The organism is Streptococcus minor DSM 17118 (genome assembly GCF_000377005.1).
Classification (GTDB): domain Bacteria; phylum Bacillota; class Bacilli; order Lactobacillales; family Streptococcaceae; genus Streptococcus; species Streptococcus minor.
Map to the genome: position 1 here is coordinate 468,772 of NZ_AQYB01000033.1, position 24,653 is coordinate 493,424.

27 protein-coding genes are annotated in these 24,653 nt (G+C 40.1%); 10 read left to right on the forward strand and 17 right to left on the reverse strand.

Annotated elements, in window-relative coordinates; all coding sequences use genetic code 11:
• Nucleotides 1-118 precede the first annotated feature (118 nt).
• Nucleotides 119-1,120 (forward strand): lactonase family protein, encoded by a 1,002-nt coding sequence (locus F602_RS0108555; RefSeq protein WP_018167561.1) that lies wholly within the window; start codon nucleotides 119-121, stop codon nucleotides 1,118-1,120.
• A gap of 51 nt (nucleotides 1,121-1,171) precedes the next feature.
• A complete protein-coding gene (locus tag F602_RS0108560) occupies nucleotides 1,172-1,366 on the forward strand; it encodes a hypothetical protein (RefSeq protein ID WP_018167562.1) in 195 nt (64 codons plus the stop codon).
• An 18-nt stretch (nucleotides 1,367-1,384) separates the two neighbouring features.
• Here F602_RS0108560 and F602_RS0108565 read toward each other — a convergent pair whose 3' ends face one another.
• Complete coding sequence (locus F602_RS0108565) at nucleotides 1,385-2,041, reverse strand: GNAT family N-acetyltransferase (protein WP_018167563.1); 657 nt, start codon at nucleotides 2,039-2,041, stop codon at nucleotides 1,385-1,387.
• A gap of 191 nt (nucleotides 2,042-2,232) precedes the next feature.
• Here F602_RS0108565 and F602_RS0108570 point away from each other — a divergent pair, with 191 nt between their 5' ends.
• Genes F602_RS0108570 through F602_RS0108580 form a run of 3 tightly spaced genes read left to right on the forward strand, consistent with a single transcriptional unit; the run spans nucleotide 2,233 to nucleotide 4,377 of the window.
• Complete coding sequence (locus F602_RS0108570) at nucleotides 2,233-2,874, forward strand: amino acid ABC transporter permease (RefSeq protein WP_018167564.1); 642 nt, start codon at nucleotides 2,233-2,235, stop codon at nucleotides 2,872-2,874.
• A gap of 9 nt (nucleotides 2,875-2,883) precedes the next feature.
• Nucleotides 2,884-3,513, forward strand: a complete 630-nt coding sequence (locus F602_RS0108575; protein ID WP_018167565.1) for an amino acid ABC transporter ATP-binding protein — start codon at nucleotides 2,884-2,886, stop codon at nucleotides 3,511-3,513.
• Between the two features lie 18 nt (nucleotides 3,514-3,531).
• Nucleotides 3,532-4,377 (forward strand): amino acid ABC transporter substrate-binding protein, encoded by an 846-nt coding sequence (locus tag F602_RS0108580; RefSeq protein WP_018167566.1) that lies wholly within the window; start codon nucleotides 3,532-3,534, stop codon nucleotides 4,375-4,377.
• A gap of 30 nt (nucleotides 4,378-4,407) precedes the next feature.
• Here the strand turns inward: F602_RS0108580 and F602_RS0108585 are convergent, their stop codons facing one another.
• Nucleotides 4,408-5,037 carry an HAD family hydrolase gene (locus F602_RS0108585; RefSeq protein WP_018167567.1) on the reverse strand — a complete coding sequence of 210 codons (630 nt, stop codon included), beginning with the start codon at nucleotides 5,035-5,037 and terminating at the stop codon, nucleotides 4,408-4,410.
• A gap of 98 nt (nucleotides 5,038-5,135) precedes the next feature.
• Nucleotides 5,136-6,443: a surface-displayed alpha-enolase gene (gene eno, locus F602_RS0108590; protein ID WP_018167568.1), complete on the reverse strand. Its 1,308-nt coding sequence runs from the start codon at nucleotides 6,441-6,443 to the stop codon at nucleotides 5,136-5,138.
• A gap of 15 nt (nucleotides 6,444-6,458) precedes the next feature.
• Between eno and F602_RS0108595 the strand changes: the two genes are divergently transcribed.
• Both F602_RS0108595 and F602_RS0108600 read left to right on the forward strand, forming a co-directional pair.
• Nucleotides 6,459-7,040 carry a YueI family protein gene (locus tag F602_RS0108595; protein WP_245537570.1) on the forward strand — a complete coding sequence of 194 codons (582 nt, stop codon included), beginning with the start codon at nucleotides 6,459-6,461 and terminating at the stop codon, nucleotides 7,038-7,040.
• A gap of 95 nt (nucleotides 7,041-7,135) precedes the next feature.
• The gene (locus F602_RS0108600; protein WP_018167570.1) at nucleotides 7,136-7,801 is read left to right on the forward strand and encodes an HAD family hydrolase; all 666 of its coding nucleotides are present in this window, start codon (nucleotides 7,136-7,138) and stop codon (nucleotides 7,799-7,801) included.
• A gap of 64 nt (nucleotides 7,802-7,865) precedes the next feature.
• On the opposite strand, the gene F602_RS0108605 is transcribed toward F602_RS0108600, so the two are convergent.
• The 6 genes from F602_RS0108605 to acnA form a co-directional block, all read right to left on the reverse strand.
• Nucleotides 7,866-8,069, reverse strand: a complete 204-nt coding sequence (locus F602_RS0108605; protein ID WP_018167571.1) for a hypothetical protein — start codon at nucleotides 8,067-8,069, stop codon at nucleotides 7,866-7,868.
• Between the two features lie 378 nt (nucleotides 8,070-8,447).
• A complete protein-coding gene (ptsP, locus tag F602_RS0108610; protein WP_018167572.1) occupies nucleotides 8,448-10,181 on the reverse strand; it encodes a phosphoenolpyruvate--protein phosphotransferase in 1,734 nt (577 codons plus the stop codon).
• Between the two features lie 4 nt (nucleotides 10,182-10,185).
• Entirely contained in the window at nucleotides 10,186-10,449 is a 264-nt protein-coding gene (locus F602_RS0108615; protein WP_018167573.1) for a phosphocarrier protein HPr, read from the reverse strand.
• Nucleotides 10,450-10,594: 145 nt separating this feature from the next.
• On the reverse strand, nucleotides 10,595-11,785 hold the full coding sequence (icd, locus tag F602_RS0108620) for an NADP-dependent isocitrate dehydrogenase (RefSeq protein ID WP_018167574.1): 1,191 nt from the start codon (nucleotides 11,783-11,785) through the stop codon (nucleotides 10,595-10,597).
• A gap of 9 nt (nucleotides 11,786-11,794) precedes the next feature.
• Entirely contained in the window at nucleotides 11,795-12,913 is a 1,119-nt protein-coding gene (locus tag F602_RS0108625) for a citrate synthase (protein WP_018167575.1), read from the reverse strand.
• Nucleotide 12,914: 1 nt separating this feature from the next.
• On the reverse strand, nucleotides 12,915-15,581 hold the full coding sequence (gene acnA / locus F602_RS0108630) for an aconitate hydratase AcnA (RefSeq protein WP_018167576.1): 2,667 nt from the start codon (nucleotides 15,579-15,581) through the stop codon (nucleotides 12,915-12,917).
• Nucleotides 15,582-15,877: 296 nt separating this feature from the next.
• On the opposite strand from acnA, the gene nrdH reads away from it, so the two are divergent.
• From nrdH to nrdF, 3 genes are all read left to right on the forward strand, one after another.
• Nucleotides 15,878-16,096 carry a glutaredoxin-like protein NrdH gene (gene nrdH / locus F602_RS0108635; protein ID WP_018167577.1) on the forward strand — a complete coding sequence of 73 codons (219 nt, stop codon included), beginning with the start codon at nucleotides 15,878-15,880 and terminating at the stop codon, nucleotides 16,094-16,096.
• 52 nt (nucleotides 16,097-16,148) lie between these two features.
• Nucleotides 16,149-18,308: a class 1b ribonucleoside-diphosphate reductase subunit alpha gene (gene nrdE, locus F602_RS10480; protein ID WP_018167578.1), complete on the forward strand. Its 2,160-nt coding sequence runs from the start codon at nucleotides 16,149-16,151 to the stop codon at nucleotides 18,306-18,308.
• Nucleotides 18,309-18,769: 461 nt separating this feature from the next.
• Nucleotides 18,770-19,729, forward strand: coding sequence for a class 1b ribonucleoside-diphosphate reductase subunit beta (gene nrdF / locus F602_RS0108660; RefSeq protein WP_018167580.1), 960 nt, complete (start codon nucleotides 18,770-18,772; stop codon nucleotides 19,727-19,729).
• A 41-nt stretch (nucleotides 19,730-19,770) separates the two neighbouring features.
• On the opposite strand, the gene F602_RS0108665 is transcribed toward nrdF, so the two are convergent.
• The 8 genes from F602_RS0108665 to F602_RS0108705 form a co-directional block, all read right to left on the reverse strand.
• Complete coding sequence (locus F602_RS0108665) at nucleotides 19,771-20,349, reverse strand: DUF3267 domain-containing protein (RefSeq protein WP_018167581.1); 579 nt, start codon at nucleotides 20,347-20,349, stop codon at nucleotides 19,771-19,773.
• A gap of 163 nt (nucleotides 20,350-20,512) precedes the next feature.
• Entirely contained in the window at nucleotides 20,513-21,271 is a 759-nt protein-coding gene (locus F602_RS0108670; protein WP_018167582.1) for a DUF3169 family protein, read from the reverse strand.
• Nucleotides 21,268-21,483 (reverse strand): helix-turn-helix transcriptional regulator, encoded by a 216-nt coding sequence (locus tag F602_RS0108675; RefSeq protein ID WP_018167583.1) that lies wholly within the window; start codon nucleotides 21,481-21,483, stop codon nucleotides 21,268-21,270. The genes F602_RS0108670 and F602_RS0108675 overlap by 4 nt, the downstream gene beginning before the upstream one ends.
• 12 nt (nucleotides 21,484-21,495) lie before the next feature.
• Complete coding sequence (locus tag F602_RS0108680; RefSeq protein ID WP_018167584.1) at nucleotides 21,496-22,194, reverse strand: ABC transporter permease; 699 nt, start codon at nucleotides 22,192-22,194, stop codon at nucleotides 21,496-21,498.
• Entirely contained in the window at nucleotides 22,187-23,023 is an 837-nt protein-coding gene (locus tag F602_RS0108685) for an ABC transporter ATP-binding protein (RefSeq protein ID WP_018167585.1), read from the reverse strand. The genes F602_RS0108680 and F602_RS0108685 overlap by 8 nt, the downstream gene beginning before the upstream one ends.
• 14 nt (nucleotides 23,024-23,037) lie before the next feature.
• Nucleotides 23,038-23,364, reverse strand: a complete 327-nt coding sequence (locus F602_RS0108690) for a hypothetical protein (protein WP_018167586.1) — start codon at nucleotides 23,362-23,364, stop codon at nucleotides 23,038-23,040.
• Between the two features lie 10 nt (nucleotides 23,365-23,374).
• Nucleotides 23,375-23,932, reverse strand: coding sequence for a DUF3267 domain-containing protein (locus F602_RS0108695; protein WP_018167587.1), 558 nt, complete (start codon nucleotides 23,930-23,932; stop codon nucleotides 23,375-23,377).
• A gap of 352 nt (nucleotides 23,933-24,284) precedes the next feature.
• The gene (locus F602_RS0108705) at nucleotides 24,285-24,650 is read right to left on the reverse strand and encodes a YccF domain-containing protein (protein WP_018167589.1); all 366 of its coding nucleotides are present in this window, start codon (nucleotides 24,648-24,650) and stop codon (nucleotides 24,285-24,287) included.
• Nucleotides 24,651-24,653: the final 3 nt, after the last annotated feature.

Here is a 24,653-nt window from a genome sequence, read left to right on the forward strand (position 1 = left end):
ATTGTACCATTTTCTGGCCAGATTGAGGAAACTTTTACAAGAAAGCCCTTACTAAAAACGATATTTTCTATATTTTTATGATATAATGATTAAAATTTTAAAAAAGAGGTAAGTCCGCATGAAAATTTATTTTGGTACCTACACAAAACGCAGCTCAGAAGGTATTTACGTCGCCGACTTTGATGCTCAAACAGGGCAACTCAGCAACTTAGAACTCCTAGCAAAGGAAAACAATCCAACCTATCTTGCATTTGCAAAAGATGGCTCTCTTTATACAGTTGGCGCAACCGAAGCAGGTGGTGGTATCGCAGCTTATGATGCTAATGCCCAACTTCTCAACCACGTTGTGGAAGAAGGGGCACCTTTATGTTATGTTTCTGTTGATGAAGACCGCGGGTTAGTATATGGTGCCAACTATCACAAAGGCCAAGTTCTGGTCTATAAGCGCCATTCTGATGGCAGCCTTATCCTTGCTGACCAAGTAACTCATACAGGGTCTGGTCCTCATGAAAACCAGACTTCTGCTCACGCCCATTATGCTGATTTGACACCAGATAAGTATTTAGTTGCCTGTGACTTGGGATGCGATAAGGTCTTTACCTATCAGGTCAATCCAGATGGTAAACTTGAAGCCTTGGCGAGTTATCAAAGCACACCTGGAGCAGGCCCACGCCATCTCACTTTCCATCCAACTACAAAAATAGCCTATCTGATGTGCGAACTCAACTCAACTATCGAAGTTCTCATTTACGATGGCTTAGGTCACTTTGAACTATTGCAAACTATCTCGACTCTGCCAAGTGATTACACTGATTTCAATGGTACTGCTGCTATCCGTATTTCAAAGGATGCACGGTTTGTCTATGCATCAAACCGTGGTCATGATTCAATCGCTGTTTACAAGGTACTGGGGGATGATACTCTTGAGTTAATAGAAATCGTATCCAGCCATGGCAAGACTCCACGAGACTTTATCCTTTCACCAGACAACCAGTTCCTCATTGTGGCTCATCAAGACTCCGACAACGTGACTGTCTTCTCCCGTAATGCTGAAACCGGCAAACTAACTGAAATCAGTCATGATTTTCAAGTCCCAGAAGCTGTCTGTGTCCTCTTTTAATAAGTTCTGACCACTTCATAACAAATGTAAAAATGAAAGGCTCCTCAAGCTATGAACCAAAAAGAACTATTTGAACAAGTCAAAAAAATGATTCAGAAAAAGGATTTCTCAGCTGCTCAAAAACTTATCGAAGAAAACAAAGATCAACTGGGTAAATACTTCGATCAGGCTAAGAAACTTCTTGATGATGCTGGCGGATTTGATGGCATCATCAAAAAGGTAAAAGACTTATTTAATGAAAAATAAATAAAAGACAGGTAAGAATTATTTGTTACCTGTCTTTTTGTATGTCTTGATATAGGTCATCTCTTTATAAACCTGCTCAATATCAAATTGCTCTAGGGCTGCCTTATCAGACAAAATATAGACTCCCTCCCGTTGATAAAAAGGAATCTCCTTCCCCTGCCGTGAGAAACGCAGGCAACCTTGATTTTTCAGAACTTCAAAATTAAATGGTTTTTCTGATTTGAGATTGCCGACGACTAGATAGTCTGTTGCTACCAACTGGCCACCCCACTTTTGATAGAGATGATTTGCTACCTCGCCCTCTCGAGTAAAAATAGCCAAAACATCTACCCCTTCTTCAATTAAGCGTTTATCAGCTACCGCAAAAAGTTTAGAGGCTATCCCCCGACCTTGGTAGTCGGGATGCACAGCCAAATTAGCAAAATAAGCTACCTTATCAGCTGGATGATACTTGTAGGAAAGACTAAACTCCTGATTGTAAATACCAATATCCAATAGACCTACCACTTTATCATCTTCCACAGCAATCAATTCAATCGTTGAAGAATAAATTTCAGGATCAAAAGTATCTTTTTTAGAACTGCGATCATCAAAGAATGGTGAAAATAAGTAACTCAAAGCTTTGGTATAAACCCAAGATTTTTCAAATTCAGGTACATAATCTCTGATATCCATCATCATCTCCTAACCAAAATATATAGCAAATATCCTACTTATTATAATAGTATAACATAACATGTTCATCTCACTTGTGTCTATATTCTCCATAAAAATACGAATATTTTGAATATTTCAACTAAACTTCTCCCTTTTTCTTCAAAAATTTGGTATAATTCCAATTGATTAGTTATTTTTGAGGAGATATTATGGATTATATTTCAAGGATTTTACCCAGTTTGTTAAATGGAAGTATTGTGACCTTGCAAGTTTTCTTCATTGTTCTAGTCCTTTCGATTCCTTTAGGAGCGATTTTGGCCTTTCTCATGCAAGTTCATTTCAAACCTCTTCAATGGCTCTTAACCATCTATATCTGGATTATGCGGGGAACTCCCTTGCTCTTGCAACTGATTTTCCTCTACTATGTACTGCCAAGTGTGGGCATCTCCTTCGAGCGAATGCCTGCAGCAATCATTGCTTTCACCCTTAACTATGCAGCTTACTATGCAGAAATTTTCCGTGGTGGGATTGAAGCTATACCAACTGGTCAATACGAGGCAGCAAAGGTACTAAAGATGACACAATTGCAGACCATCCGCTACATCATCTTGCCTCAAGTCTTTAAAATTGTCCTTCCCAGTGTCTTCAACGAAGTCATTAACTTAGTTAAGGACTCATCCCTTGTATACGTACTAGGAATCAGCGATTTGTTACAAGAAAGTCAGATTGCTTCAAATCGTGATGCTAGCCTTATTCCAATGTTCTTTGCTGGCACCATTTACTTGATACTGATTGGATTGGTAACTGTTTTATCGAAAAAAGTTGAAAAGAAATTTAGCTACTATAAGTAAGAGGGGATTATGTTAGAATTAAAAAATATTTCAAAACGCTTTGGCAATAAGCAAATTTTCGACCAATTCAACCTGACAGTTGAAGAAGGAAAAACACTTTCGCTGGTCGGTCCTTCCGGCGGAGGCAAAACAACGCTACTACGCATGTTAGCTGGACTTGAAAAATTGGATAGTGGTGAAATCATCTATAATGGCAAATCGGTTTCCATTAACCATTTAGAGGACGCCAATCTTCTTGGCTTTGTGTTCCAAGACTTTCAACTTTTTCCTCATCTATCCGTCTTAGACAATCTTATCCTATCCCCAACCAAGACACTCCATATAAGCAAGGATGAGGCCAAAGAAAAAGCACTTCATTTATTAGAGCGTCTCGGTTTAACAGGATTTGCTAATGCCTATCCTTACTCTCTATCAGGTGGGCAAAAACAACGCGTAGCCTTAGCCCGTGCTATGATGATTGATCCACAAATTATCGGTTATGATGAACCTACTTCTGCTCTTGACTTGGCGCTACGACAGGAAGTGGAGAAACTGATTCTACAAAATAAGGAAGCTGGCATGACACAAATCATTGTAACCCATGATCTTCAATTTGCAGAAAACATATCTGATCAAATTATCAAAATCAATCCAAAATAAAAGGAGAAAATGAAAATAATGAAACAACTAAAAAAATTGATTATAGCATTGTCAATCATCCTAGCAGGGCTCATCTTGGTTGCTTGTGCACAGACCACCAAAGAGAAAAATAGTGACCAGTGGGATACTTTTGTAAACAATAAAAAAATTGTGATTGGATTTGATAATACCTTTGTTCCCATGGGATTCAAAAACGAGGAAGGTGAAAATGTCGGATTTGATATAGATCTTGCCAACGCAGTCTTCGCCGAATATGGCATCAAAGTTGATTGGAAACCCATCACTTGGTCTATGAAAGAAGCGGAATTAGAAAATGGCACTATCGACTTGATTTGGAATGGTTACTCAGTAACAGACGAGCGAAAGCAAAAAGTCCTCTTTTCAGACATCTATATGGAAACTGAGGAAGTCTTGATTGTCAAGAAGGACTCAGGTATTGCGAAGTTATCAGATATGGCCGACAAAGTCATCGGTGCACAGGCCGCATCATCTGGCTATGAAGCCTTTATCAGTAATCCCGAAGTACTAAAGGACATTGTTAAAGATAAGGACGCTGTTCAATACTCAACCTTTACTCAAGCCTTTATTGACTTGGAGAATGACCGTATCGATGCTCTTCTAGTAGATAAAGTTTACGCAAACTATTATCTAGCCCAAAAGAATGAAACTCAACACTACCGTATGCTTTCAGCGGATTTGGAAAGTGGAGATTTTGCAGTTGGCGCGAGAAAAGCAGATGTCACTCTTGTAAAAAAAATAAACGAAGGTTTCAAGAAACTCTACAAAGAAGGCAAGTTCCAAGAAATATCCCAAAAATGGTTTCATGAAGACACTGCTGCCCCAGCTATCAAAGAAGAAAAATAAAAATTAAGAGGATTCGATGAAATCCTCTTTTTATACTATTTCTAACAATTCCTGTATACTAGCTACTTGCCAATCACTGGGGTAAAATCTATCTTCTGGACTATATTGACCCAGACCTTGTTTCATTCGAATTGTTTTCATACCCAGTTTCTTAGCCGGAACCATATCATTATCTACCCGATCACCTATATAAATAGACCGACTAGGCTCAATGTTAGCCTGCTCAAGAGGAAGTCTAAATATCTCCATATCTGGTTTGGATACGCCACTGTCAAAAGAACTCTTGATAACTTCAAAGTTATCCAAAATACCAAATCTCTCTAATCGTCCATGCAAGTCTTTGCCTTGATTAGCAATAATTCCTAAATGGTATTTCTTTCGCAAACTCCTCAAAACAGAAGTTACATAAGGGTATAATCGCTCATTTTCATGGGACCATCTGGGACGTTTCAAATGACTTGGTGCAAAATAGCTCCAAGTTTCATAAATGGGATTTCCACCCAGCTTAGCAATATAAAGTAGTTTCTCATAGTAATATCTATGGGAAACCAAAATCCCTTCTTGAGCTAATTTGTCGATACAATGATTTACAAAATTATCTAAAGCTTCTCCTTCATCAACCAGTGTGGAGCCAATATCAAAAAATAACCATTCTATCAATACAAATCCTCCATGCTTCTAACACACTTGTATACTTTATTGTACTTCTACGATATACAAAAAGCAACTCCCAAAGGAGTTGCTTTTAATACAGTGTTTTATTTTTTCAAGTTATAGAAAGCTTGAAGACCTTTGTATTGAGCAACTTCACCAAGTTGATCTTCAATGCGAAGCAATTGGTTGTATTTTGCAATACGGTCTGTACGAGACAATGAACCTGTCTTGATTTGACCAGCGTTTGTTGCTACTGCGATGTCAGCGATTGTTGAATCTTCAGTTTCACCTGAACGGTGTGATACGACAGCTGTATAACCAGCTTCTTTTGCCATTTCGATTGCTTCGAATGTTTCAGTCAAAGTACCGATTTGGTTTACCTTGATAAGGATTGAGTTAGCAGCATTTTCTTTGATACCGCGAGCAAGGTAGTCAGTGTTTGTTACGAAGAAGTCGTCACCAACTAACTGTACACGTTTACCAAGACGAGCTGTAAGAGCTTTCCAGCCATCCCAGTCATTTTCATCCATACCATCTTCGATAGTGATGATTGGATATTTATTTACCAACTCTTCAAGGTAGTCGATTTGCTCTGCAGAAGTACGGACAGCAGCACCTTCACCTTCAAATTTAGTGTAGTCATACACTTTGCGCTCTTTGTCGTAGAATTCAGATGACGCACAGTCAAAACCAATCATAATGCCGTTTTCACCAGCTTCGTAACCAGCAGCTTCGATTGCAGCGATGATTGTTTCAACACCATCTTCAGTTCCTTCAAACTTAGGAGCGAAACCACCTTCGTCACCAACAGCTGTTACCAAGCCACGTGATTTAAGGATTTTCTTCAAAGCATGGAAAACTTCAGCACCCCAACGAAGACCTTCTTTGAATGATGGTGCACCAACTGGCAAAATCATAAATTCTTGGAAAGCAATAGGAGCGTCTGAGTGAGAACCACCATTGATGATGTTCATCATTGGAGTTGGGAGCAATTTAGTGTTGAATCCACCAAGGTAAGTGTAAAGTGGCACTTCAAGGAAATCAGCAGCTGCACGAGCAACGGCGATAGATACACCAAGAATTGCGTTTGCACCCAATTTACCTTTGTTAGGAGTTCCGTCCAATTCGATCATAGCACGGTCAATAGCTTGTTGTTGTGTAACATCAAAACCGATGATTGCTTCAGCGATGATGTTGTTTACATTGTCAACAGCTTTTTGAGTACCAAGACCAAGGTAACGAGATTTGTCACCGTCGCGAAGTTCTACTGCTTCATGCTCACCAGTAGATGCTCCTGATGGAACCATACCACGTCCGAAAGCACCTGATTCAGTGTAAACTTCTACTTCAAGTGTTGGGTTACCGCGTGAGTCAAGGACTTCGCGAGCGTAAACATCAGTAATAATTGACATGTTATTACTCTCCTTTTGGGTTTAAATTTATTACAATACTATCATACTTCAAAAACGTTTTTTTTTCAAGGAAAAATGCGAGTTCTCAAAAAGAAAACGTTTGCTTTTTCCGTGTTTTTTTCATTTTTATGGTACAATTTATCTATGACAGATTTACAAAAAACGATTTTACAAAAAGCTAGTGGCGAAAGCCGCATCGATCCTGACCAACAAAGACGCTATATGGGGACATTTCGAGAGCGAGTCCTCCTTGTTCTCTCCTTTTCTGAAGCAACTACACCAGAATGTCAAAATGCTTTCTCGTCCATTTGCCAAAATCTGAAAAACAAGCATTCCCAGTTATTTTTAAAAATTTCTCCCAAACTATCGGATGCTCTCCAAATTTCCCTGATGAAAACAGCACAATCCTTTAGCATTCCTACTACGATTGTTGATGAAAAAATTGCCGATAGTCCCTTTGCACTCCTCTTTCACACTGACCATGCAGTGGACATGCAAAATATTTCTCTGAAAGAAAATTTTCCAAATATATTGAAAGCATCACCATCAACAATCCCTGAAAAAAAGGGATTCTGGCAAAAAATCTTCGGAGGATAAAATGATAAGAGAAAGTTCTCTAGTGATATTTTTTGTTTGAAGGTAGTTTAATAGTAAGAGAATTCGAGTTTCGACTGTAGAAAGGCTGGTTTCGCGTGTACCAAACGATTTTATTTGACCTTGATGGAACACTGACTGATTCTAGTTTAGGCATTGTCAATTCCATTTGTTATGCATTAGAAAAAATGACTATTCCTCTTCCTGATAGGAACGATCTGTTGGAGTTTATTGGTCCACCACTGCAAGAATCTTTTGCTAAATACTTTCAGTTATCTCCAAAGGATTGCCAAGTAGCTGTGAGTTTATACCGCCAATACTTTTCTCAAAAAGGCATTTTTGAAAACCAACTCTATCCCGACGTTGTAGAAGTTTTGAAAAATCTCAAATCAGCTGGTAAAGAGTTAATCCTTGCCACATCTAAACCAGAGATTTTTGCTAATCAAATCTTAGAGCATTTTGATATTCATCACTACTTCTCAGTTATTGCTGGTGCTAGTTTGGATGGCCAACGTAGCAAGAAAGCTGATGTAATACGCTACGCTCTGGATCAAGCAGATATTCAGGATACTAGGATTTGCCTTATGGTCGGTGACCGTGAACATGATATCCATGGTGCACAAGCAAACCAGATAGATGCCGTGGGAGTCCTTTATGGCTTTGGCAACCAGGAAGAATTGGAGAAAGCTGGTGCCACTTATATCATGGAACAATTACAAGATTTATCTATGTTGTTAGACATAAAAAAGTCAGGGACAAAATAAAGTCCCTGACTTTTTTAGATACAAATAAAATTATTGAAGCGGAAATAACTTGTCTGTTTCCACCTCAGCCTTCTTCCTTTTCTTGCTCGGCTAACCAGCGCTGGTAGGCTTCGATGAGGTTGATGGCCATCTGACTTGCCAAGGCTACAGAGAAAGCTTCTGTCCCTTCTGCATGGTCATCAGCTATTTCTAGCTTGGTTTCATCATAGATTGATTTTAAACTCTGTGGGCTCAAGGTATTCTTGAAAGCTTCAAAACCTTTGCTCATAACAGCACCTCCTTAGTGTACTTCTTCTCTAACTCTATTTTATCAAAATTTCCTTTGAAATACATTAAAATACTAAAGAAAATCGGATCGTTTAAAGAGGCTCGCAATGGATGTTTTCTTTTCTGATAAGAAATAGTAGAAACCCAAAATGACCTTTCCCTGTTGTCACTCAACAATCAGCTTATGGAATATCAAACACAACTGATTTCACTTTTGTCATGGCTTCGATGCTATACTTATCTATCTACCTTTTCCAAAATATGAAGACCTGTGTTATTCAAAATAGGTTTTTGTAACATTTTGTATCATATTCCTAATATTCTTTCATATTTTAATAAAAATAAAAAGAACAGGAAAATTTCCTGTTCCGATAAAAGATTAATCAAAATCTACATATTGCTTTTGAAGTTCAAGTACTTCTTCAGCTGTTGAGCATTCTGTAAGGGCACGGTTTGCGTACTCTTCCATCTTAGCTGTGTCAAGAGTCTTCATCAAGCTACGTGTGCGAAGTACTGATGTAGCTGACATTGAGAATTCATCCAAGCCCATTCCGACAAGAAGAGGAACAGCTTGTTGGTCACCGGCCATCTCACCACACATACCAGCCCATTTACCTTCTGCATGTGCTGCTTTGATAACATTGTTAATCAAACGAAGGATGGATGGGTTATATGGTTGATACAGGTATGAAACTTGTTCGTTCATACGGTCTGCAGCCATTGTGTATTGGATAAGGTCGTTGGTTCCAATTGAGAAGAAGTCAACTTCTTTTGCAAACTGGTCAGCGAGCATTGCTGCTGCTGGAATTTCAATCATGATACCCACTTGGATGTCATCGGCAACAGCTACACCTTCAGCGAGCAAGTTAGCTTTTTCTTCCTCGAAAACTTTCTTAGCTGCACGGAATTCTTTCAACAGAGCAACCATCGGGAACATGATACGCAATTGACCATGAACTGATGCACGAAGAAGGGCACGAATTTGCGTACGGAACATCGCATCACCAGTCTCAGAGATGGAGATACGAAGGGCACGGAATCCAAGGAATGGGTTCATTTCATGTGGAAGATCAAAGTAAGGAAGTTCTTTATCTCCACCGATATCCATTGTCCGAACGACAACTGGTTTACCATTCATCCCTTCAAGAACGGCCTTATAAGCTTCATATTGTTCATCTTCTGTTGGGAAGTCTTGTGAATCCATGTAGAGGAACTCGGTACGATAAAGGCCGACTGCTTCCGCACCATTATCATTGACACCTTCGACATCTTTTGGAGTACCAATATTAGCAGCCAATTCAAAATGTTTGCCATCAGCAGTAACAGTCTTCGCGTCTTTCAGAAGAGCCCATTCAGCTTTTTGTTTCGCATAAGCCTTACCTGCTGCCTTGAAATCAGCAATAACATCATCAGAAGGATTGATTACCACTTCACCTGTAATCCCGTTAACAGCAAGTAAGTCGCCATCTTTTACGATTTCAGTAATATTGTTTGTACCAAGAACAGCAGCAATCTCAAGGGTACGTGCCATAATAGCTGAGTGGCTGGTACGACCACCAATGTTGGTTACAAATGCTTTCACGTATTCTTTGTTTAATTGTGCAGTATCAGAAGGAGTCAAATCATGTGCAATCACAATCGCTTCTTCTGAAATAGCAGCTGGGTTCGGTAGACGAACACCAAGCAAGTGTGCCAAGACACGTTTGGTCACATCACGGATATCTGCTGCACGCTCTTGCATGTAAGGATTATCATCCATACCTTCAAAGATTGCGATGAACATATCGGTGACTTCTTTCAAACCAGTTTCCGCATTGGTTTTCTTAGCACGAATCGTTTCTTTAATTTGACCGACCATTTCAGGGTCAGCCAATACCATCAAATGAGCATCAAACACGGCCGCCGCTTCTTCCCCAAGGCTAGCTACAGCGTTCTCGCGGATAACAGAAAGCTCGTCTTGTGATGCTTGTAACGCAACATCAAGGCGAGCCTCTTCTGCATTTGTATCTTCTACTGTTATAGTTTCAAATGACAAATCCGGCTGAACAAGTAGGTATGCCTTAGCAACAGCGACACCATCAGATGCAGCAATTCCTTTAAGCATATCTGTCATATTCTTACGCCAATCCTTCCTTGTCCATTGTTTCAGTGATAGCTGCGATAGCGTCGTCAGCGTCAGCACCTTCAGCAGTGATGGTTACATCTGCACCTTGACCAACTCCAAGGCTCATCACGCCCATGATTGATTTCAAGTTCACAGACTTGTCTTTATAGTTCAAAGTGATATCTGAAGCGAACTTGCTAGCTGTTTGCACAAGCAAAGTTGCTGGACGTGCGTGGATACCTGTTTCTGCCACAATGTGGAATTCTTTTGAAGCCATAGTTGGATTCTCCTTTGTTTTTTCAAAATTGCGGGTTAGTGATAACCCTTACAAGAAGCATTATACCATTTCTTGAAATCATTTTCAAGATTTTTTTGTGATACTTTCAAAATCTCGGTGAAAATTCAAAAAAGTTAGGAAATTCCTAACTTTTTTGAATAAAATCAATTATATTCTGAGTAAATTGGCTAGTTGAGACCGCTTGGAGACCTTTTTCACCAGCTAAATCTGCCGTAAACCAACCATTGGCAAAATTGTTCTCAATGGCTTTTGTAATCATAGAAGCAACCTGATGCCAACCGATATAATCAAAAAGCATACAACCTGAGAGGAGGACAGAGCATGGGTTAGCTTTGTCTTGTCCAGCTATGTCCGGGGCGGTTCCATGAGTAGCTTCAAAAATGGCATGTCCTGTCAGGTAATTGATATTAGCACCAGGTGAAATCCCGATTCCACCAACCTGTGCTGCTAGAGCATCGCTAGCATAGTCTCCATTTAAGTTTGTTAGGGCGACAACATCAAACTGCTCAGGCTTAAGAAGAATCTGCTGGAGGAAGTTATCTGCAATAAGGTCTGAAACAACCAATCGACCTGATGCTAACTCATTTGCGTATTCACGCTGAGCCAATTCGTAGCCCCATTGACGAAAACCACCTTCTGTAAATTTCTGGATGTTGCCTTTATGGACAAGAGTAACCTTATTTAGGTTATTTTCTAAAGCGTATTCGATAGCTGCACGAATCAGACGCTCACTCCCTTCAACTGAGATAGGCTTGATGCCGATACTACTGCTTTCTGGGAAACGGATTTTTTTAACACCCATATCTGCCTGCAAAAACTGGATGATTTTTTTCACATCAGCACTGCCAGCTTGCCACTCGATACCTGCATATATATCTTCAGTATTTTCACGAAAAATAATAATATCAGTTTTTTCTGGATGCTTGAGTGGACTGTCAATCCCTTTGAAATAGCGAACAGGACGAACACAGGCATAAAGGTCCAGCTCTTGACGTAAGGCTACATTGAGAGAACGAATCCCTCCACCCACTGGTGTTTCCAAAGGCCCCTTGATAGCAACTAAGTGTTTCTGAATGATATCTAGGGTTTCATCTGGTAACCAGTTACCTGTCTGATCAAAAGATTTTTTTCCGGCCAACACTTCTAGCCAAGTCACTTTTTTCTGACCTGAGAAGGCTTTTTCCACCGCTGCATCAAATACAGCTTGCGCATTCTGCCAAATGTCCTTGCCAATACCATCTCCTTCAATAAAAGGAATGATGGGACAATCTGGTACTCTCAAACGGCCTTTTTCTAATACAATCGTTTCTGTCATACTTACTCCTTAACGTTTTCCAATCGGTAGATATTCCAAGTTACATTGTCCAAGGTAATTAGAACGTGGACGAATCAATTTATTGTTCTTCTGCTGTTCTTGAATATGGGCAATCCATCCTGAAACTCGACTCATCGCAAAGATAAGGGTAAAGATGGATGAATCAATACCCAGCACATGGTAAACAGTTGCCGAATAGAAGTCAACATTGGGAATCAAACCTTTGGTGTGTTTCATATAGTCTTCAATTTCACGAGACAGCTGGAACCAGATTTCGTTTTCAGTTCCGACTGTTAACTCCTCTGCCATCTGGCGCAGGTATTTTTCTCGCGGATCCTGGGTCTTATAGACTCGGTGGCCAAAGCCCATGATTTTTTCTTGAGAGTCCAATTTTTCCTGCAAATAGGCCTTGGTATCCCCATATTCTCGAATTTCCTGCAACATGTCGAAGACTTTTTCATTGGCACCACCATGAAGCGGTCCCTTGAGAGTTCCAATAGCTGTAGTAACACAGGAATAAATATCCGATAGGGTTGATGCACAGACACGTGCCGCAAAAGTGGAAGCATTGAGCTCATGGTCTGCATGGAGAATAAGAGCCTTATTCAGAGCCTTGACTTCTAACTCTGTTGGCTCCTGCCCATTCAGCATATAGAGAAAATTGGCTGCAAAACCTAGGTCATCACGTGGCTCAATTGGTGTTTGCCCACTTCTCAACCTTGCAAAAGTCGCAATAATAGTCGGCATTTTGGCCATTAACTGAATAGACTGCTCATAAGTCGCTTCAACTGAATTGTCTTCTGCATTGACATTGTAGACTCCCAACAAGCTAACCGTCGAACGCAGTACGCTCATAGGATGAAGGTGACGGCGAGATTGGATCAGGATACATTGCTCTACTGCATCGCTAATCGGATACTCTGAACGCAATTCCTTGATAAAATTCTTCAATTCTATTGCTGTTGGCAAATGAAGATTCCAAAGAAGATAAATAACTTCCTCAAAACTAGCATTATTTTCCATGAGTTCAGATATATTATAACCTGCATAAGCCAAGTCATCATCCACAATCGAGCTGATGCGAGTATTACAGGCGATTAAATCTTTCAATCCACTTTCTTCTGCCATATTAAGCTCCTTCTAACTTTTTGCGAACAACCATTGGTAAAATACCACCGTTTTTATAGTAACGAATATCTGCATCCGCATCAAAGCGAACCAGAGCTTGGAAGTGTTTTTCACCTGCCTCATCACGGGCGATAATATCCACGATGTCATTGATACCTGGGTTTTCTGACAGGTTAATATCATAGGTCTCAAACCCTGTCAAGCCAAGACTTTCAGCTGTTTGTCCCTCTAGAAATTGGAGGGGCAAGAGACCCATCATGACAAGATTTGAACGGTGAATACGCTCGAAACTTTCTGCCAAGACAGCCTTGACTCCAAGCAGATTTGAACCTTTGGCTGCCCAATCACGACTGGACCCCATACCGTAGTCCTTACCTGCAATCACTAAGGTACCAATGTTTTCATCCTTGTAGCGCATAGCAGCATCGTAAATCGGCATAATTTCCCCTTTATAATAGGTATATCCACCAATTTTACCAGCAGCTAACTGATTGTTTATACGGATATTGGCAAAGGTTCCTCGCATCATGACTTCGTGATTGCCGCGACGACTTCCATAAGAATTAAAATCCGCATAGTCTACACCATGTTCATCTAAATAGCGAGCAGCTGGACTGCTTTTTGCTATATTTCCTGCTGGAGAAATATGGTCTGTTGTCACCGAATCACCAAACTTGGCCAATACCTGCAAATTTCTCAGAGGTTTGATGGCTAGGTCATCCCCCAAAACATCAAAATAAGGTGGATTTTGAATGTAGGTTGAAGCCTCATTCCACTTGTATATCTTGCTGTCTTCAGTCGGAATCAGATTCCATTTCTCACTATCGGTAAAGACGTGCTCATACTCTCTTTCAAAAAGTTCGCGGGTTACATACTTGTCTACGTACTGGGATACTTGGTCACTAGTTGGCATGATATCGTTTAGATAAACTGGCTGACCTTCTTGATCAAACCCCAGTGGCTCTGTAGTCAAATCAACATTTGTATTGCCCGCAAGAGCATAGGCTACGACTAAGGGTGGACTCGCAAGAAAATTGGCTTTGACCAGTGGATTGATACGCCCTTCAAAGTTACGGTTCCCAGATAGAACACCTGATACCAAGAGATCAGATTCTACAATAGCTTGCGCCATTTCTGGGCGAAGATTGCCTGAGTTACCGATACAGGTGGTACAACCATAACCAACTAAGTTGAAACCCAACTGGTCTAAATAGGTTTGGAGCCCAGAATTTTCTAAATAGCCCGTAACGACCTTGGAACCTGGCGCTAGAGAAGTTTTCACAGTTGGAGAAACTTTCAATCCTCGCTCCACAGCATTTTTGGCCAAGAGTCCTGCCGACATGAGCACATAGGGATTGGAGGTGTTGGTACAAGAAGTAATGGCAGCAATAGCTACGTGCCCCGTTTTAATTTCTTCGTCATGGTCATCAAAATGAACAGTGGCTGTTTTGGTAACTTCATCTTTAGAAAGCCCAAACCCTTGAACACCAGCTTCACGAACCAGAGAATCTTGGAAGGTCTGCTTTGCATCAGCTAAATTAATCAAGTCCTGAGGGCGTTTTGGTCCAGAAATAGACGGGGTAATGGTAGAAAGATCCAATTCGACAATCTTGCTATAATGAGCCTGCTGATTTGGATCATAAAAGAGATGATTTCTTTTTGCATAGGCTTCGGTCAGAGCGATATGTTCTTCTGGACGGTTGGTCAGGCGCATATAGTTAAGGGTTTCAGCATCGATAGGAAAATAACCACAGGTTGCACCATATTCTGGTGCCATATTGGCTACAGTAGCACGGTCAGCCAAACTAAGATTAGCTAAACCGTCACCAAAGAACTCAACAAACTTACCAACCACTTTTTCCTGACGCAAAACTTGAGTGACTTTTAAAGCCAGATCTGTGGCGGTCGCAATTTTTGGTAACTGACCAGTCAGGCGGACACCAATTACCTCAGGAATAGGAAAATACGAGGCTTCTCCCAGCATGGCTGCCTCTGCCTCAATACCACCAACTCCCCAACCTAGAACACCGATACCATTAATCATCGTCGTATGGCTATCCGTACCAAACATGGAATCAGGATAGAGAAGTCCATCCTTTTCGATGATAACATCACTAAGAAACTCAATATTAACCTGATGAATAATCCCAGTCGCTGGTGGAACAGCTCGATAATTATCAAAGGACTTTTCTGCCCATTTGAGAAACTCATAACGCTCATTGTTGCGTTGAAACTCTAGGTCAATATTATCCTCTAGCGCAGAATCTGTCCCGTAAAAATCAACCTGAACAGAATGGTCAATGACCAAATCAACCGGGATTTCTGGATTGATTAGTTCTGGGTTACCACCATTTTTTACAATTGCATCTCGCATGGAAGCTAGGTCAACTACTACTGGTACACCTGTAAAATCTTGTAATATCACTCGACTTGGTTTGAAAGGAACTTCACCTCTTGGTTTGGTTGCAGAATAGTTAACCAAATCTTTAATGTGATTTTTCGTGACATCCAAACCATCATATTTACGCAGAAGACTCTCCAATAAAATACGAATAGTGTAGGGAAGTGTATGAACTAAAACCGACTCACTTTCACAGGCTGCTGCAATATCAAAATACCGATAGACTTGATTTTTAAACGCATACGATTGACTATGTAGTTGTTCCATACAGGCACCTCATCTTTTTGTTGAATATTATACATTAAATTTTCTGACAAATCAAGCTCTAATGTAATTCATGTAACATTTTATAACATCGCTACTTTTTTCCATTCTTTTGATAACAAAGCTTTCGTTTTTCATTTTGTTTCAGAAAGGTTGACAAACCTCATCACATCAAGGCTTTGCACAATATATGGTATCTAAGGAAAAGATTAGACACAAAATATTGGGCTCTTCAATTGACTTTTGCTTCATTTCATTGTATTCTATTGGAGTGATTATATTTTATAAAGGAGATGAAAATGGTAACCATCTATTCAAAGAATAACTGTGTTCAATGTAAAATGACGAAACGCTTTTTAGAGCAGCACCAAGTCGATTTTAAGGAAATTAATTTGGATGAACAACCAGAATTTATCGAATATGTAAAAGGTTTGGGGTTCTCCGCAGCACCTGTTATAGAAACAATTTCTGAGACTTTCTCGGGTTTCCAACCAGCTAAATTGAAGACCTTGGTATAGGACTTTTAATTTTTTACACCCCTAAACGACTATATTAAGAGAGAAGAGAACTATGAGTTTGAAAGAATTAGGTGATGTTTCTTATTTCCGCCTAAATAATGAAATCAACCGTCCAGTGAATGGACAAATTCCGCTCCACAAGGACCAAGAAGCCCTACAAGCCTTTTTCAAGGAAAATGTCTTCCCAAATACCATGCAATTCGATAGCATGGTTGATAAAATCAACTACTTAGTGGAAGAAAACTATATTGAAAAAGAATTTTTGGAGCAATATAGCCCAGAGTTTATTGAGAAATTGGCTCAATTCTTGAAAGACCAAAACTTCCAATTTAAATCTTTCATGGCTGCCTACAAGTTCTACCAACAATATGCACTGAAAACCAATGACGGTGCTTATTATTTAGAAAGCATGGAAGATCGTGTCTTCTTCAATGCCCTCTACTTTGCAGAAGGCAACGAGCAACTTGCACTTGATTTGGCCAACGAAATGATCCACCTTCGCTACCAACCTGCGACACCGAGTTTCTTGAATGCCGGTCGTGCTCGTCGTGGTGAACTGGTTTCTTGTTTTCTTCTCCAAGTGACAGATGATATGAACTCGATCGGTCGTTCAATCAACTCTGCCCTGCAGCTATCTCGTATCGGTGGTGGTGTAGGGATTTCCCTGAGCAACCTCCGTGAGGCTGGTGCTCCTATCAAGGGCTACGAAGGGGCTGCATCTGGAGTCGTACCTGTTATGAAGCTCTTTGAGGATAGCTTCTCCTACTCCAATCAGCTAGGACAGCGTCAAGGGGCAGGCGTGGTCTATCTGGATGTCTTCCATCCGGATATCATTGCTTTTCTTTCCACCAAGAAGGAAAATGCGGATGAAAAAGTTCGCGTGAAGACTCTCTCATTAGGTGTGACTATTCCAGATAAATTCTACGAGCTAGCTCGTAACAATGAAGATATGTACCTTTTCAGCCCTTACTCTGTAGAATTGGAGTATGGTGTACCATTTAGCTACATTGATATCACTGAAAAATATGACGAATTAGTAGCGAATCCCAACATCCGCAAAAGCAAGATTAAAGCCCGTGATTTAGAGACAGAGATTTCCAAACTCCAGCAAGAATCTGGCTATCCTTACGTGATTAACATTGACACAGTGAACCGTCACAACCCAGTTGATGGCAAAATCATCATGTCTAACCTCTGTTCGGAAATCCTTCAGGTTCAAACACCAAGCAAAATTAACGATTCACAAGAATATGTCAAAATGGGAACAGATGTATCTTGTAATCTAGGTTCAACCAACATTGTCAACCTCATGAAATCACCAGATTTCGGCCGTTCTGTACGAACCATGACACGCGCCTTGACATACGTCACTGATCATTCGCATATCTCTGCTGTACCTTCTATCGAAGTTGGTAATGAACGTGCGCACTCTATCGGTCTTGGTGCCATGGGACTGCACTCATACTTAGCTCAGAATTTGATTGAGTACGGCTCAAAAACAGCGGTTGAATTTACCAACATCTACTTCATGCTTCTCAACTACTGGACCTTGGTAGAATCAAATAATATCGCCCGTGAGCGCAAGACTACCTTCCATCACTTTGAAAAGTCAGCATACGCAGATGGAACATACTTTGAAAAGTATATAACCGGTACCTACCAACCAAGTTCAGACAAAGTGAAGAAACTCTTTGAAGGTATCTTTATCCCGAACGGTCAAGATTGGGCAGACCTTCGTGACAAGGTCATGACAGATGGTCTCTATCACCAAAACCGTCTAGCTGTTGCGCCTAACGGCTCCATCTCCTATATCAATGACGTATCTGCATCTATCCATCCGATTACCCAACGGATTGAAGAGCGCCAAGAAAAGAAAATCGGTAAGATTTACTATCCAGCAGCTGGATTGGCTACCGAAACTATTCCTTTCTACAAATCTGCTTATGACATGGATATGCGCAAGGTCATTGATGTTTATGCTGCTGCTACAGAGCACGTAGACCAAGGTCTATCATTAACTCTCTTCCTTCGTAGCGAATTGCCAAAAGCCCTCTACGAATGGAAAACAGAGAACAAGCAAACCACACGTGACCTCTCTATCCTGCGCAATTATGCTTATAACAAGGGCATCAAGTCCATCTACTACGTCCGCACCTTTACGGATGATGGCGAAGAAGTTGGAGCAAACCAATGTGAGAGCTGTGTGATTTAATCAGTCAAATCCGCACGAATATCCACAATGATAAAAAAACGAGTCTAGGATCCAACATGTCCCAGACTCATTTTCTGAAATATAAATAGCTAGTCTTGCGATAAAAGCGTCTAAAGAGAAAAATGATCACACCAAGGTCAACTAGTGCAACAATCAACAAGGCAAGAGTGATTTCTCCTAGAAAAACTTTCCAAAAAGTTAAAAATGTCAGATAAGAAATCAACAAAGTGCTGACCAACCAAAGGATGCAAAAGAAACTTTGGAGAACAGTCATAGGTTTACTCTAAACCTGTTTGCCAAGAAATTCTTTCCCTAGCAACAGAGTATCAACAAACACTATTGAACCAACGAAAACTAGCTCTGCTAGCATTTCCAAGATGATTCCATTTTGCTACTCCTTTTCGCTTATCCTGTCAAATTATGCTATAATTGTCAAAGAAACTTTTAGAATGGAATAACTCATGACAACCTACTACAAAGCCATAAACTGGAATGAAATTGAAGATGTGATTGACAAGTCAACTTGGGAAAAGTTGACGGAACAATTCTGGTTGGATACCCGTATCCCCTTATCCAATGACTTAGATGACTGGCGCAAGCTATCTGCTGCCGAAAAAGATTTGGTTGGTAAGGTCTTTGGCGGACTGACGTTATTGGATACTATGCAATCCGAATCCGGTATCGAAGCCATTCGTGCCGATGTCCGGACACCACACGAGGAAGCGGTCCTCAACAACATCCAATTTATGGAATCCGTCCATGCCAAGTCTTACTCTTCTATCTTCTCCACTCTCAATACAAAAAAAGAAATCGAAGATATTTTTGAATGGACCAACAGCAACGAATATCTCCAGAAAAAGGCTGAGATTATCAACGAGATCTACCTAAATGGTAACGCCTTGCAAAAGAAAGTGGCTTCTACTTACCTGGAAACATTCCTCTTCTACTCTGGCTTCTTTACGCCACTTTACTACCTAGGCAATAACAAGTTGGCTAACGTGGCTGAGATTATCAAGTTGATTATCCGTGACGAATCCGTTCATGGTACCTACATCGGTTATAAGTTCCAGCTTGGCTTTAATGAATTGTCCGAAGAAGAGCAAGACGAATTCCGTGACTGGATGTATGATCTTCTCTACCAACTTTACGAAAATGAAGAAGGCTATACCAAGTCCCTCTATGACCCAGTTGGCTGGACCGAGGAAGTTTTGACTTTCTTACGCTACAATGCCAACAAAGCCCTCATGAATCTAGGGCAAGATCCACTCTTCCCAGACTCAGCCGATGATGTCAATCCCATCGTCATGAATGGTATCTCGACTGGTACCTCCAACCATGACTTCTTCAGTCAGGTAGGCAATGGTTATCTCCTTGGTACCGTTGAAGCTATGCAGGAAGATGACTACAACTATGGTTTATAAAAAAGCAGAGGCCGATTGGTCCCTGCTTTTTATTTGGAGTCTTATGCTGGTATTTTTTGATAAAAAATCATGCCAACGCCTGTATCCTCTACGAGAGTATCCGATGGGGCCAAAAGGATAAGAAAACCAAAATAGAAATCACCCACACAACCCGCTGCATGCATACTTGTCAAAAATATGTAAGAAGGAATACTCAGCCATCCAAGAGCAAATAGCAAAGTCAAAGTAAAGGTAATAAGGACAAAAGGTGCCATGCCAATCCAGATAAACTTTCCCTTACTGTACTTAGTACCTGGGCTAGACGCGGATAAGGCATACCAATGAAAGCCATACTTAACAGGTCTATCTGGCGCAAAAACCTTGAAAAATAGACCATGAATCAGCTCATGAATAAGGAACGTTGCAACTATTGCCAATAAAAAGAACAAGATTTCTTCTACTGTGATGGTAAACACTACCTTCTCAGGGACTACTCCAAGGCGCAGTTCCATAATAAATCCTGCCAGTTTGGAAAAAAGCGGAAGACTGATAAACAGCAGACCCAATCCAAAAAGATTGAGAAACAGCAAGACAAACTTATTTCTAGAAAGATTGATTTCCTTATATTTTTGTAGTGACATACCTCCAACCTCCTTCTATTAGTAAGTTCTATAAATGACGCTGCCTATATAAATAATAATTAGCATAGCCTTTCACTTATCTAGCTAGTCAAAAGACATGCTAGTTGCACAAATAATACCAAACCAGACAAGTTAACAGTCTATCAGCCAAAGTGACAACTTTCTATTTAAAATAGCGCCGAACCATCTGGTACTGCATCAGATTGATAAAGACATGAATCGTCAAAATCACAGCGTATGCTACTAGCTGCTGGGTCTGTGTCACTATTTCGATGAAAAATACCACAATATAGAGAGCTGGTAAGAGGCGCTGATTCAGATTAAATTGGATGACAAAGGCCTGTTCAAAATTAGCTTGCTTTTCACCCTCATCTAAGGAATACATATAATCCTTCACTTCATTGACCGTTGGAAAAGCTGATAATTTATAATTGCGAAGCTTCTGTGTGGTTTTGAATATAACAATCTGTTCAACGACCATAATGGGAACAAAGAGTAAATCAAACATAGAAAACACTAAGGCTGCACTCTCCCTACCAATGATAAATCTAATGCCAAGCAGAAGATTAAAGACTATCATACTAGCTACAATATTGTATAAAATAGTAGCGTATTCCAAGTATCGAAAGGTTTTAGGATAGAGTTCATCCACCAAGTCATCATCCATCGCTTCCGCTGCTATAAACTGAGCATGAGAACGCCTAGTTTGCCATAGAAAATAGGCAGTCAGAATACTGAGTAAAATCAAAACAGGTCTCGTAAACCAGAAAATAGTATCTACTGGAATACCCCTAAGTAAGCCTTTGAAGTCATAAGAACCCATAACAAATCCAATCACACCACCGACCAGACCACCTAGCATCATCCAAGCAAGGAAGCGTAAGACCCTTTTTGGTGTGCTTATTTGTTTCCCATTTTTCATTCTTCTACCTCCACTAATCGAAAGACATTTTCCAAGGGCTCGTGAAAAACTTGAGCAATTTTCATAGCAATGACGACAGATGGAGTATACTCTCCTCGCTCGATCAAACTAATGGTCTGACGCGAAACTCCCGCCAACTTAGCCATCTCTGTCTGATTTACCCCATCTCTGGCCCGCAATTCTTTCAGACGATTTTTTAATACCAAAGCCATACTTCTCCCTCCTTATCGAATGACTTGCTTTTGACGTGTCAACCAGACAACAGCCAAGATAGAAGCCACTAACCATAGAAGCAAGAAAAGGAATGATTTATCCGAGAGTTGATAATCAGCTAATTTTTGACTATAAATAAAATAGGAACCGAGGTAGGTAAAGCCGATAATCTTCTCAACTGTCTTATCCAACATCGAAAACATAGGTAAAAGCATCGTCACCATCATAATAGGCATGGCTCCAATAGTCGCACGTGCTTGGGTATCAGATACGAGAGCAAAGCCCATGAAGATGAAGAATACTACCAAGGTGGTGGCTAACATGACTGGGATATATTGCCAGCCTAGTTTATCCCAATCAACTTGCAAGTAGAAAGGTAGAACAATTAGATAGACCAAGTTTACCAGAAAAGGAATCATTAGACTTGCCAGAACATATTCCCAACTCTTAACACCAGCCAAACGCAGGCTGCGCTGGTTGTTTTTTTCTGCTTCTTCTCCTAATACAGTCGGCAAAAGATAACCCAGAAAAGCAGGTACCATCGGCAAAACCATGAAGAGAATCATATTTTCCATCCCTTCTCGTCCCTTGAACATGTACTGGTAAAGAACAACCATCAAGATAGGCATGACAAGATAGATAGAAATCATTTTATTGGCCAAAATCATTTGCATTCGGCTCCAGAGAAGCGCATTGATTCGTCTAAACATGTAAAGTTCCTCCTGTCAGTGAGATAAAGATATCTTCCAAAGTGGGTTCACAAGAGTGGATGGTCTCGATTTCTTCCATGTGGTCTAGCCGAGTCAATTCATCATAGGCTAGTTCTTTCTCCCGTCCATTCTGGTAGCAAATGCGAACCCGCTTATCTGTGTAATACTTCTTCATAAGCTCAGCTGGTTGGCCTGTCTCTACTATTTTTCCTTGATAGAGTAGCGCCACGCGGTCACAAAGAAGTGTTGCTTCCTGCATATCATGAGTTGTTAAGAAAATGGTGATTCCTTGCTCTTTTAGTTCTAACAATAACTTGTGAATCATACGAGAAGTCGACGGGTCTAATCCACTAGTTGGCTCATCCAAAAAGAGAAATTTAGGTTGATGGATGAGAGCACGTGCTAGAAGCATCCGCTGCTTCATCCCAGTGGATAATTTTTCAGCTGGTTTGTGTCGACTATCATAGAGACCAACACGTTTGAGAATAGCATCTACCTGCTGATTGGACACCCCAAACCATTTGCTATAAACTTGGATGTTTTTATACAGGCTCATTTTTTCATAAAAGCCACTGGTATCACTGACTATACCAATCTGAGCAAAATCATCACTGTTCAGAGTAGTCGCTTCCTTGCCAAAAATCTTACTCGTTCCTTCTGTTGCCAAAAGTTGACCTGTCAAAATATTGATGGTAGTAGTTTTACCAGATCCTGAAGGACCTAAAAAACCAAAGATTTCTCCCTCCTCAATATCAAATGCAATCCCATTCAGTGCTACCTGTTTACCAAAATGCTTGACCACATTCTTTACTTCTATCATTTTTACCATAGTATAGTCCTTTCTTATTGGATTGGTTTTAATTCTCTAATACTATCAATGCGAACAATCCGAATCTCTGTCTGCTGTTTTTTATCGACTCTACTGAGTTTGAGCCATTCTTCATCCACATCAACAATCTCATATTCTTCGGTCACTCCACTTTCAAACATGAGCTGACATTTACTTCCCATCAAGTCTTGAATCATCTTGGACATCATGCTCTCTCCTTTTTTTCTATTTATTTTCTCTAATTTTTTCATCCGAAAATGCAATGTTTCTACCTTACTCGATAGGCCTATATTGAAGATAGCCATGATGAACGCCATTACACCAAAAAATTCCATTTTCATCACTGCCTTTCTATGCTTGATAAATAAGAATTCCTGTCTCTGTATCTTCAACGCGAATATCAACTTTGGCAAATTTGACCAAGAGAAGATAAGCGTAATAGAAATCTCCCACACAACTTGCAGCATGAGTAGAGGCCAGTAGAATATAGAAAGGAGCTGATATCCACCCAATCATCAATCCCAAAGTCAAAGCCAAGCTAATCAAAACAAAGGGAGCCAACCCAATGACTATAAATTGTTTCCGATGATAGAGAGAGCCTGGACTCGTCGCGTATGCCATCATTGCATCCCACTTAAAACCATACTTGACAGGATTTTCTGGACTGAAACGTTTGAAGAAGAAACCATGGATACCTTCGTGGATAAATAGCAAGAGAATATAGAACAGCGGGAAATAGAGGATCCATTGTAATTCTATCGTAGCGGAAGTCAGTTGACCTGCTAAAACCAGATTGGTCATAAAAGTAAACAGTGGTACAAAAAGAATCAGCAATATAAAAGCACCTAGATTAAGCCTCCAAATAAGCTTTTTATTCTCTAAAATATTGATTTCATATATTTTTTTCATAATAAACCTCCTTGCACTGAGTATTTTTTTCACCTTTATTGTAACACTTCTTTTTCTTTTTGACAACTATTATTGTCAAAAAAGATACATTTGTTGTCAAAATGTTTATAAACTTTGTCAATTTTCCAATAGTAATCGGCAATATGAAAAGAAGAAATTTCAATATTCCTTATTCATTGATATAAAACATGAGTGTTTCCTATAAAAAGTAGCTTCCTTGTACTTGATATCAATTGTATTTGCCCTTTTTAAACCACCATATCCATGCAAGTTCTATTTTAAATATATATATAATTGGTTCCTGTTGTACAAAAAAGCCCCGGATATCTTACTCCGAGGCTGGTTAGATAACCTAATCATAATAAATTTTTGCTCCAAAAGGAAAGAGACTGATACCTGCCAGCTTTATTGCTTGGAAGGCAAAGGGAATTCCGATAATCGTGATACACAGAAGAAGAGCACTAGCTAGATGCATCAGAGCTAGCTCCCAGCCAAAGAGAATAATCCAGATGATATTCAGTAAAAGACTTCCCAGACTGCCTCCACTTTCGATTTGCTTACCAAAGGGAAAGAGTCCGAAACTACCTATTTTAAAGCACTGAAGACCAAAGGGAATCCCAATCACGGTGATACAAAGTAAAATCCCCACCAAGCTCCAGCTGAGCCAGGCCCAGAAACCTGCAAAAATAAACCAGATTATATTGCCAAGTGTTTTCATCAT